Here is an 18739-nt window from a genome sequence, read left to right as displayed (position 1 = left end):
ATTACTCCTCGTACAGCAGAGCGGGCATTATTCCACACAACGGCTGGTCATTCTGAGTACCTTTGTCCAAAAATGGGAGGGTGCACTCAGGAAAACGAGCGGCAAACTGCTGCTGCAAGACGGTTAGCGTAGCCGGGGTGACCCTGTTCATCGCCTCGCGGTAGGCCAGCCAGAGGGCGGGAGCCTCCCGCGCCAACCGATCAAAGGTCAGTTCGGGCGTTTGATGCCAACAGCCATCCAGCTCATCGACCAGCTCCGGCAGCTCCACCAGCAGCCGTAACTGCTGATAGCGTATCTGCGAAGAGTCGCCCTGATCGCCCAGCGCCTGCGCCATCAATTGGTTGAACCAGTGGAGCCGTGATGCACGCTCCTCGCGGCTGAGCAGGTCGGGCCCTTGACGCTGCAGCGCGGCCAGTTGCAGTAGCCATGCCAGCCCCTGTTCATCCCTGTCTTTCAGCAAGACGCCGCCAAGATGGGACAACTGCTCCGGTTCGGCCTGCTCCAGCAGTTCGACGGGATAACAGTGCAGCGCCAGCAACCTCTCAAGATGCGGCGGGCAGTGCAGAAAACAGGGCTTCTCCCCCTCGCCCCTCTCATCCACAAAGAGCGAGATGGCCAGCTTGCCATTGGCACTCTGCCGATTGGTCGTTGCGGGATCACACAGGATCACCACAGCAATCCGCTCATCAGCAAGCCAGCGGGCAATCTCCTCGGGCAAGGGATTGGGTAAGGAGGGAGCGCGATCCAGTCGCCAGTAGCTCACCTCGCACGGCTGGCGACCGCTGATATGGCGCCGCCCACGATAGTGCATGCCCAGTTTTGCCATCACCCGGCCGGAGGCTAAATTTTCTGGCATATGGCGAGCCGTCAGCGCAGGCAGTTGCAGTTGATCAAAGGCAAACTCCTTGACCAAGCTGGCGGCCCGGGTCGCCAGACCGCGATTCTGCCAGGGCACGCCCACCCACCAGGCCAGTTCGCCATTCCAGTGCAGGGAGATCACCCCAAGCAACGCCGCACCTTGCTCCTCTGGCAAGGTGATGGCCCAGCTCCAACCAAGGCCAAGCGCTGCCTTGCGCCAGCTGAGCGCCAGCCAGTCGCGGGCTCCCTCCGGCGGATAGGGGTGAGGAATATTGAGGGTGTAACGGGCCAGCGCCTCGTCGCTGCAGTAGCGCACTATCTCGCGCTCATCGGCGGCCTGCAGTGGTCGCAATACGACACCTGATAGCGAATGCCCCTCAGCCAGGGTCGGCACCGTCACGCGGCGCGCCAGCAGGCGATTGAGCACGGCGCCCAAATCGGCCTCGGGGGTAAGCGGCAGGTCGGCCCCCACAGGACCAAGGGTAAGCAGCCCCTGCTCTCTGGCGAGGGTCAGTAGCGAGGTGGAGGCGCTGATCAGGATCTGGCGGCTGGGATCAACATGAAAATCCGCCAGCAGATCCCCATCGAGCCAGGCGGCCAGCAGGGCCCCCGGGCAGAGCACCCCGTCAGGAGGACTGCTCGCCCAGGGAGCATCGGTTTGATCGAGGACGGCGGCCGCCTCTTTGCCCAGTAGCAGCTGCCAGCGATGACCCTGCTGCTGCCAGACCTGCAACAGAGTAGTCCACTGCGGTAGCCACAGAGTCGCCTCGATCAGCAATTCCATCAGCTGGCCTGACAGGCCACTGGCAGCGTCAGATGGCGGGGATGGGCTTCGATACGGGCGATCCAGCTACGGATAGCAGGCCACCCCTGCAGGGAGAAGATCCCCTCCTCTGCCACGTGGGTGTAGGAATAAAGGGCGATATCGGCGATGGTAGGCGCATCACCGCACAGATAGGGGCTCTGTTTCAGCTGCTGCTCCATTACCGCCAGCGCCTTCTCGCCACCGGCTTTCAGCCCGTCGAGCCGCGCCTCTTGGGACTCAGGTCGGCCGAGATAGTGAACGATAAAGCGGGCCACCGCGATGTAGGGCTCATGGCTGTACTGCTCGAAGAACATCCATTTGAGCACCTCGGCCTGCTGGCGCGGATCGGTTGGCCACAAGGTGCTACCTTGCGCCAGATAGAAGAGGATGGCATTGGATTCCGCCAGCATGTCGCCTTGGCCAATCTCCAGCACCGGGATCTTGCCGTTGGGGTTCATGGCCAGAAATGCGGGGGTACGGGTATCCCCCGCCTGAATATCCACCTCTACCCACTCAAGGGGCAGATCCAGCCAGCGGGCCAGCAGCCACACCTTGTAGCAGTTGCCGGAACGCAGATCACCATACAGACGCATACACACTCCTTGTGAAAACAGAATTGAACAGCGCGCTCAGGGTGCCAGACGCTCGATATGCCAGCCATCCCCGTCGCGGGTGTAGTAGAAGCGGTCGTGCAGCCGGTGCTCGCCCCCCTGCCAGAACTCCACCGTCTCGATCACCACCCGGAATCCGCCCCAGAAGCTCGGCAGCGGCACTTCGCCATTGGCAAACTTCTGCTTGAGCTCGAGGAACTTGGCCTCCAGCACGCCGCGGGCCGAGATGCGGGTCGACTGCTTGGAGACCCAGGCAGCGATCTGGCTATCCTTGGGGCGGCTGTGGAAATACTTCATCACCTCGAAGGTGCTCATCTTCTCCACCCGGCCAGTCACATGCACCTGTCTGTCAAGCGTGTGCCAGGGGAAGAGCAGGCTGATACGTGGATTGCCTTCCAGCTGCTGCGCCTTGCGGCTGCCCATGTTGGTGTAAAAGACCATCCCCTGGGCATCGTAGTGCTTGAGCAGCACGGTGCGCTGCCAGGGCTGACCATCGGCATCCACCGTCGCTACCACCATGGCGGTGGGATCGGTCAGTTTGGCCTCACAAGCCTGCGCCAACCACTTCTCGAACAGCGCCAGCGGCTCGGCCGGCAGATCGGCCCGGTGCAGCCCGCCACGGGTATACTCACGGCGCAGATCAGCAACATCCATCATCTTGATTTTCCTTCAAATAAATAATGGTTCCACGACCATCAAGAGAGTGACGCAGGCATTGTGCGCTCGATAAAGCGACCTTGTAAACCATACAAAAAAAGCGAAGAGGCTCACGCCTCTTCGCTTGGTTTATCAATTTACCAAAGATGGGTAATCTCACCCTTGGGTTATCTTGGTTTAGTAGCTCATGATCTCACGACGACGCAGTAGCGCAGCGATACCAAGGCCCAGCAGCGCGAACAGACCGGTCGAACCGCCGCCACCGCCGCCGCCATTGCTTTCAGGCTGGGGAGCCGGTGTATCGCTGCTCTTGGTCGCCAGTTTTGGCGTAATGGCATAGAAGATATTGTCGCTACAGGCCAGCTTGAGGCGAACAGCGCTGCCAGCATTGGCCGGAATGGTTACCTCATGAGCGCCATTGTTGCTCACGCCATTGACCAGCGGCTGCCAGCTCTTGCCTTCATCGTTGCTATAACTGATATCGACCCGCTGACAGTTGACAGGATGACGGTCCGTGCCAGCTACTTGCCAATTCACTGTGGTCGGGCTACCAACCAGCATACGCTGGTCAGGGGCTGGCAATATCTTGAAGGTTTGTGAACCAGTATCGACCACCTCGACCGAGGTCTCACCATAGGCACCACCGCCTTTGCCATCACGGGCGACCAGACGGAAATTAAGGGTGCGCGGTACATTGACCCAGACATCACCTTTCTCAGCTTCCCCTTTTAACTGGGTAGCCAGCGAAGGAAAGTGACGAACCGGGGAAGTTGTCGGCGCGGCGTAACGATAAAGGGGACCGGTAGCAAGGAACCCGGAGCTCAATTGATGGCCACTCGTCGTTGCATCATCACTCAGGTCAACCTGCTCCCAAGTGTAAACAAGTGCATCACCATCAGGGTCACTGCCCTTACCACTCAGGCTAAATGCCACACCTTTAGGGATCACATGCACTGGCGGCACTTCGGTAATTTCCGGCTCCAAATTGTCTCCATTCTGTCTCGGAATAGAGGCGCCACAACGCGATGCGATAATCGGCGCAAGAATCGCGGCGTCCTTGATTTCGATCTCCCCTTTCTGCGCTTTGGCTTCTCTCGCGATGATATGCTGCAGCATCTGCTCAATCGACTTGCTATGAAAATAAGCCTCGCTGTTGAGATGTACGTTTTGCTCCCCCATCAAACCCGCATAACCCATTATGGAACTACCACTGCCTGGCTCCCATGCCATAGAGGGCTCTCTTTGTGTCCCATTTGCATTGTAGGTATGATTGGCGCCAAATTGATGGCCAATTTCATGCGCAACGAAGTCAATAAAAAATGCATCACCAACAGGATTTATATTTCCTGTAACAGCTTGAGACCTAGATGAATAAAAATATCCTATGTCATCACATAATGACCCAACTCTCGCCGAACCTGCATCTTTACCCGCGGTCAATACATGGCCAAGGTCGAAATAACCAATCTCTCTACTAATCAGTTTCTCTCTCTGAACTCTAGCATTTATAAGGGTATCTCTTGTTTCACCTGGATATCTACCATTCACAAAAGGATCGTCAGCAAGATTTTCGAATATAATATTGTGATTTCCCTCTGCCAATACGAAACGAACACCCAAGTCCCTTTCATACACCTCATTTAAACGGTTAACCAATACAGCCAGTGAATCCAAGGCTTGCGCCTTGCCGCCAAAGAACTTGGTATATGCACCAGTGGTAGAGAATGCAATGCTGTACTGGGTAAGCGCTGCCTTGCTATAACTAGCCTCGTTACGAGCCGCTTCAGTATTATTTTCTAGATTTTTTTTCAGCTCGGACTTGTCAATGATCTCATTGACATTCTTGCCACTCATTGAATGTGCATCTTTTTTGTAATAGACAGCGTAGGTACCGTTGCGCTGAATATCGACAAACACCTGCTCTCCAGCATGCATAAACATGCCGTTAAAACCGCGTGGAGAAATATTAAAGCGACCGGTATTGCTGGCGGTGCCCACTTCATGTCCTTTATAAGTCATGATATCTGGGTATTTTGCTGCCAGCGCAGGCGGTAATACGGAATAGGCTTCCAATTCATATTGCACCATCTTGCCATCAGGCAATGGTAGCGCAATCACGGTTTGGCCCAAGCGCAGATTTTCTAAAAAATCTGGTTCTACCTCAAAGATATTGTATGCGCGAGCCCTTACAGGTTCATCGGCCTGCTTGCTGCGTTTTTCGATCATATGCCATGGGGATGCCAGCGCGATATTGGCTGACATTGCGATGACAACTGAGATTGCATTTATTGTGAACTTCATCATTATTAATCACCTGACTGAACAGCCGGCGAGAATAACGTGATACAAATCACAATTCAACTTTTTCAATAAAAATTAAATGAATTTTATTTCATTTAAAATCATAAGGTTAGTGAGTTAAAGTTTATAAACAGCTCATTTTGTTAGCATTTTAAGCCGTTCTTTTAATAGAGTTAAAACTCCAAAAAAATTATATGGAGGCTCATATGTGAGTCATCGAATCATTCCCATGAGGCTATCACTATGTTTGGAATATTAGAGTTATAACTCCAATCATGCCGATTTACACGCCGTTGTTGAACAGCCACTACGGCCTTGAAATCGCCTCCGGCATGCACCTTTCCAGCATCTGTCGGTTATATCGGGTGGCATAGTCAATCCGCTGCTCAAACTCCGATTCCTTGCCCATCTCAATGACATCACCGAACCCTTTCAGATAACGGACTCCGCACCGGGTTCTCGCTTCTGCTTGCAATGACTCCACAACCCCCGGAGCCATACCGCCGCGCCCGCCACGCACGATGAGCCGATAATCCTGAGCAGCAAGACTTTCATCTATTGCTTCGGTCAGTGATGCGGCCACAACAGGCGCTGCGCAGATATATAGAAACAGCAGACTGACGGCTAACCGTAATACCTGCGCCATCCGGCTGCCCCTCCCATCAGGAGGATCACGATAAGATTCACTGCACCACCACCGCCGCCACCCGCATTGTTGTCGGTAATGACAGTTGCACTTTCCGTAGTGGCAGACGCATTACCTCTTATCCCATTGATAGAGAAAAAAATATTATTGCTGCATGCCAGCTTCAGCCTGGCCGTGCTGGTCAACGGTGCAGGCAACACCACACTGGCCGAACCGTTATTTGCAAGCCCGCTTGCCAGCGTAGTCCAAGTAGAACCACCATTCTGTGTCAGAGCCAAATCCACGCTGGGACAATTGATAGGAGGCTGATCGGTCCCGGCAACATTCCATGTCACTAGCTGAGTGCTACCCGCCACCATGGCGCCGATCTGCGGAGCTGTGATGGCAAATGCCGCGCCGGTATTGATCACCTGAACCACCATTTCATCACTGCTCACCGCCCCCTGACCATCACGTACGGTAAGGCGGAACTGGAGATTGCGATTGGTCGCAGGCCACGCCTCTCCTTTGGCCAAGACACCCGATATCAGAGAGCTCATGGCGGGCAATGTTCTACGGGGATCCGATGTTGGTGAAACAAAGCGAAACAGCGGGCGGGTTCCATCATCCACCATGGTTGCCACGCTGTAGGATGCATTGCCAAGATCAACCTGCTCCCAGGTGTAACTGAGGGGATGACCATCCAGATCCAGTGCACTACCGACAAGAGTGAAAGGCGTATTGGCGGGGATCACCCTATCGCCCCCCGCATCCACAACCGGCGCGTTATTGGCAAGCGCCAGGTCGGTGCCGCAGGAGGGCAGAGAGGCCATCAGAGCCCGCATCTGCTCGATCGACTTGCTGTGAAAGAAAGGTGTGCTGTTAACCTGCAGATTCTCCTCACCACAGATCCCGGCATAGGCCATGATGGTCGAGCCACTGCCCGGTTCCCAGGCTGAGCTAGCCTTGCGACCTGTTGCACAACTTTCGGCCATGCCATTGAAGGAGTGCTCGGCCCCCAGCTGGTGCCCCAATTCGTGAGCCACATAATCAATAAAGAACGCATCACCGATAGGCTGTGAGCCTCCGGTCATGCCCCGTGAACGGCTGAAAGGGTTGCATAAAGATCTCAGGGTCGCCACCCCGCCGCCTGATGTCGCCAGCAGATGGCCCAGATCAAAAGAAGGATTGAGCAACACCCCCTGTTGGGTCTGGTTGATTGCGATATCCTGGGTCGAGTTGGTGAAAGGATCCGTCGCAGGATCGGTGAAAATCACATTATCCGTATCAGCTGCAAGCTGAAACTCGGCCCCCAAATCACGGCGATAGACTTCATTGACCCGATTAAGCAGTGTTGCAATGGCCGAGAGTGCTGCAACCTTGGTACCACCGTGATACTGGGTATATTCCCCGGTTGCCGAGATGGCGATAGTGTAGCGCTTGCGCAAATTGCCATCGACCAGCACAGCTCGCTCACGCTCGATACCATGAGGATCAATCACCTGATCCACATCCTGTCGCCGCCAGGCATCTTGCTGTTCATAAACGGCATAAGAGAAACCGTCCTGAAGCGGATCGACATAAAAGGTACGCCCCTGATGGGTAAACATACCGTGAAAACCATGTATGGTGACATCAAATCGGCCTGTATCCGCTGCCCGATCGATAGCCTTCCCACTGTAAGTATTGATAGAAGGGTAGCGCTGGGCCAAAGACTCCGGGAGCAAGGCATTGGGATGAACATCAAACTGCACCGTAGTGCCATCCGGCAATGGCAAGGTCAATACACTGGCGAGATGCCCGGGTTCAAAAGGCTTGTCAGGAACCACCACTCTGACCTTTTCAGCTCGCACATCATAGACCCCTCCCCTTTCCAAGTTTTCATCCATGAAGGTCCACTGTGGTTCTGCTGCAACCTGAACAGACAAACTGGTGATAATCACCGCAATGCCATGCTTCATAGAGCCTCCTTGCCCTACCTTGGTGACAACAAGTATGGTGCAGCGTCAATTGACGATCTGCGTGACAGACAGAAAAGAAAATTCGCACAAAACTTCTGTCACGCTGAAAAATCGTGCTACACCCGCGCTCCCCATCTCAGGCAATACAGACTGGCCCCATTCAACAACGGAAAAAGTGAAGGCGCCATTGGCGCCTTCACGGATAGATAGGGGGATGAATATCCCCTCCATTTGGATTGGTTCGTTGGTTTATTACTGCTTGCCAGCGCCCGATGCTATTGGGCAATGAATCACCATACGCTGGTTATACTCGCTGGCGTAAGCGCTCAACTTGGCATGTATCTCTTGCTGACCGGGCCTTATCACATCGCCCAATCCATCCAGATAGCGCTTGCCACAGCGCCCCTTGGCCTCTGCCTGCTGTTCGGCTGCAATACCGGGGGCGAACTCTCCCCGCCCTGCTATCACTATCAGGCGGTAATCCTGCCTGGCGAGGTTTGCACTCAGCTCCTGTTCCAGCGTGCTGGCATCGGCCTGACAACCGCCGAGCATGACAAGCAGCAACAGAGGGACTCCCTTCATGTACGCCTCCGTTGCCAGCCGAGCAGTGCCAGAGCCAGCGTCCACAATCCGAGCGCCCCGCCACCACCGCCGCCACCTGAAGTCGAGCCACCTTGCACCAGAGGCAATTTGAGGGGACTGATGGCAAAGAAGATATTGTCGCTGCATGCCACTTTCAGCCTGACGCTGCTGGTGAGATCGGCAGGCAACGTTACCGTTGCTGCGCCGTTATTGGGTTGTCCGGCGGCAAGCATTGTCCAGCTTACGCCCTCATCCTGAGTCACCGAGATGTCCACCTTGCTGCAACTGATCGGCGCCACAGTTGTGCCCGCCACATCCCATGCTACGGCCTGACTGGCCCCCGGAGTGAGAGTCACCCCGTAAAACGGATTGGTGATGCGAAATGCCGCGCCGGTATTGATCACTTGCACTTTCATGTCATCACTGGCAACGCCACCCTGACCATCACGCACCGTCAGTCTGAAATTGAGATCCCGGTTGGTAGTCGGCCAGGCCTCTCCTTTGGCAAGCGTGCCGGAGAGCAGGGATGGCAAACTCGGCAGGATCCGCTCCGGCGATGCAGTGGGAGAGACAAAACGAAACAGCGGCCGGGAGCCATCGTCAATCATGGTAGCGGCACTGCTCGATTCAGTACCCAGATCGATCTGCTCCCAGTTGTAGAGCAGAGAATCATTATCCAGATCTCCACCAGCCCCTTTTAACATAAAGGCCGTATTGGCTGGGATCACATAGCCCCCCCCTGCAGCTGCCTGCGGGGCATTATTGCTCAACGCGAGTGTGGTTCCACAAGTCGATACGGTCGCCATGTGCGCACGCATCTGCTCGATGGACTTGCTATGAAAATAGGGGTCGCTGTGAGTCTGGATATTCTCATCACCACAAATACCGGCATAGGCCATGATGGAGCTGCCACTACCTGGCTCATAGGCTTTATTCGCAACCCGGGTACCAGCACCGCAACTCCCGGTAGTGCCGTTGAAGGTATGATCGGCACCAAACTGGTGGCCAATTTCATGAGCCACATAGTCAACGAAGAAGGCGTCTCCCACCGGTGTGGGTGAACCCGACATCCCGCCAGACTTCTGATTGGTGCAGAGCACTGCCAAACCGGCCAGACCACCGCTACCGGTATTGAGTACATGGCCGATATCAAAATTACCGAGCTGCATATTGGTAAAGTAATAAGCCTGTACCCCGATATTGGTCTGCGCATCCGAATTATCATTGGCAAACAAGTCGCTGGCCGGATCGGTAAAGATCAAGTTGTCATTGCCACTGGCCAGCACGAATTCGGCGCCCACATCCCGTTGATAGACCTGATTGACGCGGTTGAGCAAGGTCGCAATCGCCGCCATGGTAAGCGCTCTGGAGCCACCGTGGTATTGAGTAAATTCTCCTGTCGCCGAAATGGCAATGACGTAGCGCTTGCGAACATTGCCATCCACTTGCACCTTGCGCACCAGTTTGCTGAGCTTGGGCCCTATCACCTCATCTGCCGCTTCTTCCAATCGACTATGGGCATCCTGCTGGTAATAGACGGCGTAGCCTTCGGCATTGCGCAGCGGATCGACAAACACCATCCTGCCCTGATGGCTGAACATGGCGTGGAAACCTTGCGGCCCCAGATCGAAGCGCCCTGTCTCTATCGGATGCGCCGGGTTGTGACCCTTGAAGGTGCGGATCTGCGGATACTTGGCGGCGAGATCTGCAGGCAGCAAGTCGTAGGCTTCCAGAGCAAAGGTGACCTCCCCCCCATCGGGCAACGGCAGGGTCAGCTCACTCGCCCCAGCTTGCAGCCCGGCAAAATAGTCGAGCGGCACCTTGGCCACCCGAAACTGATTGGCCCGCACCTCATAACCTTGCTCCGCAGTCGCTCTGGCGGCTACCGTGCTCCACTCGCTGGCCATCAGGCTGGTTGACCCCAACAAACTGGCCACCAACAGGGCCAACGAACACTTACTGGTCACATGCATCTTTGTCATCCTTGTAGTCATGCACTTTTTTGAACCATTACCGGCATCATTATCCCGCCGAATCAAAAAGCCCGGCGCCACTGTTTCAGCCACTCACCCATGGGGAGTGTTGCGCCAACCCCGTCTAACCCCTATCATTGCGCGGATTTGTCAATTTTAGAACTGCCCCTCTTCACAAAGGTGCGGTTCATCTTTATCTGGCCAAGGTTAATCTCATGCTCAAATCCCCACTGTTGCCCCGTTTCGGGGATCTGGTCGTTGCCATTGTTGACGATGTGCTCGGTCAGGGTCTTACCCTCGACCGCGCCTATGCCCGTCACTTCTCCGGCATCGAACTCAAACCGCAAGAACAGGCAAGGATTGCCCTGGTCACCGGCGACCTGCTGCGCCGTCTCAGCCTCTATTGTTTCCTCACCGGTATTCAGGTGCGTCAGGCCGAAAAGAATGTCTGGCCGCTGCTGCACAGCTGGCACGCATTCCACAAAATTGCCCAGCCCAACCACCCGACCCTGGATCGCTTCAATGAAGAAGCATTCCGCCGCCGTCTGACCGAGGCGAAGAAGAACCCGGTATTGATGGATGGTTGCCCGAGCTGGCTGGAGAAACTGGGCAGCGAGCAACTGGGTGAAGCCTGGCCTGCCGAGCGTGCAGCCCTGGCCTGGATGCCCAAGCGCTACCTGCGGGTCAACACCCTCAAGTGCACCCGTGATGAGCTGCAAGCCATGCTGGCCAAAGAGCATGTCACCACCATTCCGGTTGAAGGTGTGGAGACTGCCCTGCAGGTCACCTCTGATGCAGCCCTGTTCCGTACCAAGGCCTTTGCCGATGGTTGCTTCGAACAGCAGGACGCTGGCTCCCAGCTGGTTGCTGCCGCTTTGGAAGTTGCCCCAGGCATGCGCGTTATCGACGCCTGCGCAGGTGCCGGTGGCAAGACCCTGCACATCGCCGCCATGATGCAGGGCAAAGGCCGTCTGCTGGCAATGGATGTGGAAGAGTGGAAGCTGGAGAACCTCAAGCAACGCGCTCGTCGCGCCGGAGCCCACAACGTGGAGACCCGGGTCATCACCAGCAGCAAGACCGTCAAGCGCCTCAAAGAGAGCGCCGACCGTGTACTGCTGGACGTGCCCTGCTCAGGTCTTGGCGTACTCAAGCGCAATCCGGATGCCAAGTGGCGTGATACCGTCGAGCGTCTGCCGGTGCTGGTCGCGCTGCAAGAAGAGATCCTGCAGCGTTACAGCCAGATGGTGAAAGTCCGCGGCCTGCTGGTCTATGCAACCTGCTCCATCCTGCCCGAGGAGAACCGCCAGCAGGTGGACAAGTTCCTCGCCGCCAACGAGCACTTCCGTCTGCGTGACGATCACACCGTGAGCCCGTCCGAGACCGGCTTCGACGGCTTCTACATGGCTCGTATCGAACGGATCGCCTGATCCAGAATGACCTGCTCCTTGCGCCCTTATCGCGCACGGCGGGTTCGATAAAAAAAGAGCGGAAGCCCTCGGGCTGCCGCTCTTTTTATTGATAAGGATCGCCGCGTCAGGACTCCAGCGCAGCAATCGCCTCTATCTCGATCTTCACATCCTTCGGCAAGCGGGCCACTTCCACGCAGGAGCGAGCCGGATACATGGCATCGTGCTCGGTGAAGAAGTCGTTGTAGACCCGGTTGACCGCAGCAAAGTCGTTCAAATCCGAGACGAACACAGTGGTCTTGAAGATATTGCGCACCTCACCGCCTGCCGCCTCGACAATCGCCTTGACGTTTTGCAGGGAGCGCAGGGTTTGCGCTTCGATACCCTCTGCAATGTCACCGCTCACCGGGTCCAGCGGGATCTGGCCGGAGGTGTAGAGGATGTTGCCAATCCGGGTGGCCTGCACATAGGGGCCGATGGCGCCTGGCGCCGCTTTGGTAGTGATAACCTGTCGCATCTGTTACTTCCTCGTGCTGACAAACAAAAAGTAGGCCCGGAGCAAGCCTGCTCACCCCGGGCATGAGAGTTACATCATGTTGGTGAAGGTTCTGGAGATGACGTCCTGCTGCTGCTCGCGGGTCAGGGCGTTGAAGCGCACCGCATAGCCGGAGACCCGGATGGTCAGGCTGGGGTACTTGTCCGGATTCTCGATGGCATCCAGCAGCATCTCGCGGTTCATTACGTTGACGTTGAGGTGCTGGCCTCCTTCCACATCCCGCTCATGATGGAAGTAGCCATCCATCAGCCCCACCAGATTGTTCTCGCGATTGGCGGGTTCCTTGCCGAGCGCTCCCGGCACGATGGAGAAGGTGTAGGAGATCCCGTCCTTGGCATATTTGAACGGCAGCTTGGCTACCGAGGCGAGCGAAGCGACCGCCCCCTTGCGATCCCGACCGTGCATCGGGTTTGCCCCCGGTGCAAACGGCGCACCGGCGCGGCGGCCATCCGGGGTGTTGCCGGTCTTCTGGCCATAGACCACGTTGGAGGTGATGGTCAGGATCGACTGGGTCGGCACCGCATTGCGGTAGGTCGGCAGCGCCTGGATCTTCTTCATGAAGCGCTCGACCAGATCGCAGGCGATAGAGTCGGCCCGCTCGTCATTGTTGCCGTACTGGGGATACTCCCCCTCAATCACGAAATCGACCGCCAGCCCGTCAGCATCACGCACCGGCTTGACCCGGGCGTACTTGATGGCCGCCAGCGAATCGACCGCTACCGACAGACCGGCAATGCCGCAGGCCATGGTGCGATAGACGTCGCGATCGTGCAGCGCCATCAGGGAAGCCTCGTAGCTGTACTTGTCGTGCATGTAGTGAATAAGGTTGAGCGCGCTGATGTACTGCACCGCCAGCCAGTCCATAAAGCTGTCGAGGCTCGCCATGACAGTGGCGTAATCCAGCACCTCGTCCATGATGGGCGCCACTTTCGGACCAACCTGGATCTTCAGCTTCTCGTCCACCCCGCCGTTGATGCAGTAGAGCAGGGTCTTGGCCAGATTGGCACGGGCCCCAAAGAACTGCATCTGCTTGCCGATCACCATGGGGCTCACGCAGCAGGCGATGGCGTAGTCATCGCTCTCGAAGTCGTTGCGCATCAGGTCATCGTTTTCATACTGCAGGGATGAGGTATCGATGGAGACGCGGGCCGCATAGGTCTTGAAGGCCCGCGGCAATCCTTCCGCCCAAAGGATGGTGAGGTTGGGCTCGGGCGCCGGCCCCATGGTCTTGAGGGTGTGGAGGTAGCGGAAGGAGTTCTTGGTCACCAGAGTACGACCATCCAGCCCCATGCCACCAATCACCTCGGTCGCCCAGATGGGATCGCCGGAGAAGAGGGAGTCAAACTCGGGGGTACGCAAGAAGCGTACCATGCGGATCTTCATGATGAAGTGATCGACCAGCTCCTGGGCATCCTGTTCGCTGATAAGCCCCGCTTTCAGATCCCGTTCGATATAGATGTCGAGGAAGGTGGCGGTACGACCGAGGGACATGGCCCCGCCATTTTGCGACTTCACCGCCGCCAGATAGGCAAAGTAGAGCCACTGGAGTGCCTGCTGCGCCGTGCGCGCCGGCCCGGAGATGTCAAAGCCATAGCTGGCCGCCATCTGCTTGATCTGCACCAGTGCCCGCTTGTGCTCGGCCAGCTCCTCGCGCTGACGGATCACCTGCTCGAGATTCTCGCCACGCTCGAGGGCCGGTTGCAGATCGGCAAACTGCAGCTCCCGCTCATGGATTAGATAATCTATGCCATAGAGCGCGACCCGACGATAATCTCCGATAATGCGACCACGGCCGTAACCATCCGGCAAACCGGTCAAAATTCCCGATTTTCGGCAGCGCAACATCTCGGGAGAGTAGACGTCGAACACCCCCTGGTTATGGGTTTTGCGCAATTCGCTGAAGGTATATTCAAATTCGGGATCCATCTCCCGGCCATATGCTTCAAAAGAGCTGCGGATCATATTTACGCCGCCAAACGGGTGCAGCGCTCTTTTAAGGGGCTTGTCGGTTTGCAGGCCAACAATCTTTTCCAGCCCCTGTTCGATATAACCAGGCCCATGGGCAGTAATGGTCGTGGCAATATTCGCATCAAAATCGACCGGTGCGTGGGTGGCATTCTCGATACGGATCCCCTCCATCACCTTGTTCCACAAGGTGGTGGTCGCTTCGGTCGCATCTGCTAAAAACTGTTCGTCACCTTCATAGGGGGTGTAGTTCTGCTGGATAAAATCACGGACGTTGATCTCGTGCTTCCAGTTTTCACCGGCAAACCCTTGCCATGCCTGACGGAATTTATCCTGATCCAATTGCATATCAACTTTCATCAAATAAACCTCATTCACTACTCATGACACAAGAGTGGAAGATGTCAGACGCACTCGGCCTGACGAACCAGCTGCCCCAGACGAATGGCATCCAGCGCGATCATTTTCTCTTCATTGGTGGGAATAACCGCCGCCAGTACCATGGATTCTGCCGCCGAAATTACCCGGCAGCCCTCGCTATTGGGACGCTGGTTAAACGGCTCGCTGATCGCTACGCCAAATACCTGAAGTCGTTCGCATACCAGCTTTCTGATAAAGGCCGAGTTCTCGCCGATCCCGCCGGTGAAAATAACGGCATCCAGTCGGCACAATGAGGTGGCATGGCCGCCGATATGGCGGGCAATACGATGGACAAAAGCGTGAATGGCCAATTTTGCCCCGGGATGTCCTTCGTGATAGGCAGCTTCCAATACCCGCATATCGGAGGAGAGCCCCGAAATACCCAACAGGCCGGAGTGCTTGTTCAATACCCGCTCGATATCCTCGATGGATTGCCCCGTCTTGCTGGCAATATAGGCCAGCGCGCCAAAATCGATATCGCCGCTGCGGCTGCCCATGATCAGCCCCTCCAGCGGCGTCATCCCCATCGAGGTATCGACGCTCTTGCCATCCTGCACCGCGCAAATAGAGGCGCCATTGCCCAGATGAGCGATGACCAGACCGGCATGTTGCTCATCCAGCCCCATAAATACGCAAGCCTGCTCGGCAACATAGCGATGGGAGGTGCCATGGAAGCCATAACGGCGCACGCCGTAATCCTGCAAATATTGGTAAGGCAGCCCATAGATATAGGCTTCCGGCTTCAGGGTCTGGTGAAAACCGGTATCAAATACCGCAATTTGGGGTTGTGTGGGAAATAGCTGACGAGCAGCCATCACGCCGCTCAAATTGGCGTGATTGTGCAGGGGAGCCAAGGGGGACACCTGCTTTATTTTGGCCAATACATGTTCATCAATGATCACGGCTTCGCTAAATTCACTACCACCATGAGCAATTCGATGACCCACCAGTGCAATGGCATCCAGCAGATCCCTTTTTTTCAATTCCGCCGCGATGGCAGCCAATGCACAGGTGTGGTTATTTTCAGGTAATGACATAGCGGGCTCTTTACCCACTTGCAATTGGGGATGGGCCGTCTCAATACCATCCGCCATACCGGATATCACCACCTCACAGGATTGACTCTCCAGTACCGAGAATTTGACCGATGAGGAGCCGCAATTGATAACCAGAACCAACGAATCAAACTTCATTACATCGCCTCGAGATTAATAGTGTCAAGTCACTGCAGTCAGGGCATTTCGCCATAAACAGAAAGTCAAAAAACGGCAAGCCTTACCCAGGGCCCACATAATTGCGGCCAACGAAGAACCGGTTATTGCTCATGTCTGACTGCACCATCCAGACCCCGCCAGGGGGGCCTGAATGGTTGATGACTTGCAGAAAAGGTTTTCAGAACAGCTTGGAAACTATATTCAGGATGGTCAGCACACCGATGATAGTGACAAACAGGTTGCTGGCCTGACCTTTATATTTTGCAAGTGCCGGTGTCTTGCTCACCGCATACATCGGCAGCAGACAGAGCAGGGATGCGATGATTGGCGCCCCCATTGCCTCAATCAGGTCGAGGATGTTGGGGTTCACATAAGCGACCAGCCAGGTCGAACCCATGATGAACAACATACTGACCATGTTGAGTTTTTTACTGGAAACCTTGCTCTTGTCGCCCTGGTAGCCAAAGCGGAGGATAAGGCCGTTCAACCCTTCCAGCGTCCCCAGATAGTGGCCAAAGAAGGATTTGAAGATGGCAACCAGCGCAATGATGGACGCCGCATACTCCAAAGTGGTGGCAAACGCAGACTTGCTGCCCGTCATTGAGGAGAAGTGGTTGGCCAGATAGGAGAGCACCGGAATGTTCTGGGCTTTGGCTTCCGCCATATTTTGCGGTGACAGGGTAAAGAGGCAGCTGAAGGCAAAGAACATCACCACGGCCACCATCAGCATGCTGGCACCGGAGATAATCTTCGAGCAGCGCTTCTCGGTAAAATCACGACCGAACTCCTGCTCATACTCTTCCCGTTTGGAGACGATGAAAGAGGAGACAATCGGCGAGAAGTTGAAGGAGAAGACCATGATGGAGATCCCCAGCCAGACGGTAACCAGAATACCATCGTGACCAAACATCGATATCTCGCTCAGATTGACCTGATCAAAGACGGCACTGTTCCAGTACGGGACGAGGGAGAGAGATATAACGATCAGACTGGCAATAAAGGGAAAGACCAGATAGCTCATCACCTTGACCATCAGATCTTTACCGAAGTAGATCACGAATGCCATCAACATCAACAATGCCAGTGCAACCACACCTCGATTAAGCGGAACCAACTGTAGTTGATGCTCCCAAAATGCCATAAAGGTATTGGTGATCGTCACACCATATATCCACAGCAGTGGGCAGATGGCAAAGAAATAGAGGAAGGTAATTACTACTCCACCCATCTTGCCAAAATGCTCCTCAACGGTCTCGGTAATATTTGCCGATTGATTACTGCCAGAAAGACATAATCTGGCCAACGCCCTGTGGCAATAAAATGCAATGGGGTAAGCCAGCACCAGCATGATTAATATTGGGATCAGGCCACCATATCCGGCCCGGATTGGAAAGAACAAGACCCCCGCCCCGATAGCAGTACCGAACAGACCTAATCCCCATGTGGTATCCGATTTACGCCATGCACGCGTATTCTCTTTACTGCCGGTGACAACACTGTCTAATATCATGACTGCATTCCTTACAGGCTAAATTGACGAATATTGTTCTGTTCGATAATTTCGGCGATCCGGGTCAGATCAATATTGCCACCCGAAATAATGCTGACGGTCTTTTTACCTTCGACATAATGTTTCAGCTTGCCACTGAGCAGCGCTGCCGAGGCCAGAGCTCCCGCCCCTTCGGTAATCACCTTGTTGCGCTGAATAAGGTCAACCATGCTATGACGAATATCATCCTCGGTGACCAGTACAATATCATCCACCAATTGTTTGACGATTTCGAAGGTCAGTGAACCGGGTCTTGCCACATCACAGCCATCGGCCAGCGTGCTGCTGGTTCTGTGATTGGTCATGGTACCGGCATAGAAAGAGGCCGCCATACCGTGCACATTCTCGGATTGCACACCAATCACCTTGATGGTCGGATTAATAGATTTGATAGCCATTGCAACACCAGCAATCAAACCACCGCCACCGATCGGCACTATGATGTTATCGACATCATACAAATCTTCGATAATTTCCAGGCCAATGGTGCCCTGGCCGGAAATTACTTTTGCATCGTCGAAGGGGGGGATAAATACGCGGCCTTCCATCTCCACGATTTCGCTGACTTTGGCAATGGTGTCATTGAAGCTATTTCCATGGAGGATCACTTTGGCTGAATAGTCACTGGTTGCAGCAATTTTTGATTTGGGGGCACAGCAAGGCATGACCACCTTGGCATCAATTCCCAGCATAGCACTGGAGAGTGATACACCTTGGGCATGATTACCCGCCGAGCAGGCGACAACACCTTTTTGTCGGTCTTCCAGACTTAATGAACTGAGCTTGTTGAAGGCGCCACGAATTTTAAAAGAGCCTGTACGTTGCATGTTTTCAAGCTTGAGGTAAACCTCGCCATGGCAACGTTCGCTGATGTAGTTAGAGGGTAGTTGCGCGGTCTTGTATATATGATTGGTCAGTCTTTTTTTGGCTTCAGTAATATCATGAAGACCAATGGGCAGATTGCTATACATCTTCATCGCAAATCTCTTTTTATTTATTAATTTGTAGGGTTTTATTTCACAGGGCGAAGCGATACTAGGTTCTATCACTTGCAATTAATGTGAGCATAAACACAAAAAAATCTACAAAGAGACTGCATTACGGTGAAATTATCAAAAAATGTGATGGCAGCAACACTTGAATCCAAATGGATTAAAAAAAGTAATCAAATATTGGAAAAGAATATAATTAACAACTCCAAAACAAAGCCGCAAAGATTAGATTTTTCAGGGCAATTGCGTTGCTTTTTGCAACCG

Annotated in this window: 14 protein-coding genes; 1 reads left to right on the top strand and 13 read right to left on the bottom strand. The window is 54.8% G+C overall.

The annotated features are described in order from the left end of the window. Position 1: 1 nt before the first annotated feature. The 8 genes from ACW5XC_RS01500 to ACW5XC_RS01465 all read right to left on the bottom strand — a co-directional run bounded on the left by ACW5XC_RS01500 (position 2) and on the right by ACW5XC_RS01465 (position 10373). Complete coding sequence (locus ACW5XC_RS01500) at positions 2–1642, bottom strand: GNAT family N-acetyltransferase (protein WP_042054435.1); 1641 nt, start codon at positions 1640–1642, stop codon at positions 2–4. Then, positions 1642–2256 carry a glutathione S-transferase family protein gene (locus tag ACW5XC_RS01495; RefSeq protein ID WP_042054436.1) on the bottom strand — a complete coding sequence of 205 codons (615 nt, stop codon included), beginning with the start codon at positions 2254–2256 and terminating at the stop codon, positions 1642–1644. Before ACW5XC_RS01495 ends, ACW5XC_RS01500 begins: the two co-directional genes overlap by 1 nt. 36 nt (positions 2257–2292) lie before the next feature. After that, complete coding sequence (gene pdxH / locus ACW5XC_RS01490) at positions 2293–2931, bottom strand: pyridoxamine 5'-phosphate oxidase (RefSeq protein ID WP_019444749.1); 639 nt, start codon at positions 2929–2931, stop codon at positions 2293–2295. A 177-nt stretch (positions 2932–3108) separates the two neighbouring features. Next, positions 3109–5235, bottom strand: a complete 2127-nt coding sequence (locus ACW5XC_RS01485) for a reprolysin-like metallopeptidase (protein ID WP_052451221.1) — start codon at positions 5233–5235, stop codon at positions 3109–3111. A 304-nt stretch (positions 5236–5539) separates the two neighbouring features. Continuing rightward, a complete protein-coding gene (locus ACW5XC_RS01480; protein WP_080768659.1) occupies positions 5540–5878 on the bottom strand; it encodes a hypothetical protein in 339 nt (112 codons plus the stop codon). After that, positions 5857–7818, bottom strand: a complete 1962-nt coding sequence (locus tag ACW5XC_RS01475; RefSeq protein WP_042054438.1) for a reprolysin-like metallopeptidase — start codon at positions 7816–7818, stop codon at positions 5857–5859. The genes ACW5XC_RS01480 and ACW5XC_RS01475 overlap by 22 nt, the downstream gene beginning before the upstream one ends. 252 nt (positions 7819–8070) lie before the next feature. Next, positions 8071–8400, bottom strand: a complete 330-nt coding sequence (locus ACW5XC_RS01470) for a hypothetical protein (RefSeq protein WP_042054439.1) — start codon at positions 8398–8400, stop codon at positions 8071–8073. Then, on the bottom strand, positions 8397–10373 hold the full coding sequence (locus ACW5XC_RS01465) for a reprolysin-like metallopeptidase (protein WP_042054440.1): 1977 nt from the start codon (positions 10371–10373) through the stop codon (positions 8397–8399). Before ACW5XC_RS01465 ends, ACW5XC_RS01470 begins: the two co-directional genes overlap by 4 nt. A gap of 215 nt (positions 10374–10588) precedes the next feature. Between ACW5XC_RS01465 and ACW5XC_RS01460 the strand changes: the two genes are divergently transcribed. Further along, a complete protein-coding gene (locus ACW5XC_RS01460; protein WP_042054441.1) occupies positions 10589–11800 on the top strand; it encodes an RsmB/NOP family class I SAM-dependent RNA methyltransferase in 1212 nt (403 codons plus the stop codon). 106 nt (positions 11801–11906) lie between these two features. Here the strand turns inward: ACW5XC_RS01460 and ACW5XC_RS01455 are convergent, their stop codons facing one another. The 5 genes from ACW5XC_RS01455 to tdcB all read right to left on the bottom strand — a co-directional run bounded on the left by ACW5XC_RS01455 (position 11907) and on the right by tdcB (position 18460). Then, positions 11907–12296, bottom strand: coding sequence for a RidA family protein (locus ACW5XC_RS01455; RefSeq protein WP_033114426.1), 390 nt, complete (start codon positions 12294–12296; stop codon positions 11907–11909). A gap of 69 nt (positions 12297–12365) precedes the next feature. After that, positions 12366–14660: a formate C-acetyltransferase gene (gene pflB / locus ACW5XC_RS01450; protein WP_042054443.1), complete on the bottom strand. Its 2295-nt coding sequence runs from the start codon at positions 14658–14660 to the stop codon at positions 12366–12368. A gap of 44 nt (positions 14661–14704) precedes the next feature. Further along, on the bottom strand, positions 14705–15913 hold the full coding sequence (tdcD, locus tag ACW5XC_RS01445; RefSeq protein ID WP_042054444.1) for a propionate kinase: 1209 nt from the start codon (positions 15911–15913) through the stop codon (positions 14705–14707). 199 nt (positions 15914–16112) lie between these two features. Next, the gene (tdcC, locus tag ACW5XC_RS01440; protein ID WP_042054445.1) at positions 16113–17444 is read right to left on the bottom strand and encodes a threonine/serine transporter TdcC; all 1332 of its coding nucleotides are present in this window, start codon (positions 17442–17444) and stop codon (positions 16113–16115) included. An 11-nt stretch (positions 17445–17455) separates the two neighbouring features. Then, entirely contained in the window at positions 17456–18460 is a 1005-nt protein-coding gene (gene tdcB / locus ACW5XC_RS01435; protein WP_042054446.1) for a bifunctional threonine ammonia-lyase/L-serine ammonia-lyase TdcB, read from the bottom strand. Positions 18461–18739: the final 279 nt, after the last annotated feature.

It is taken from the genome of Aeromonas sp. 25-AL00135, assembly GCF_054052385.1.
Note: the sequence above shows the minus strand (reverse complement) of the source record. Positions and strands in the feature narration are given on the sequence as shown.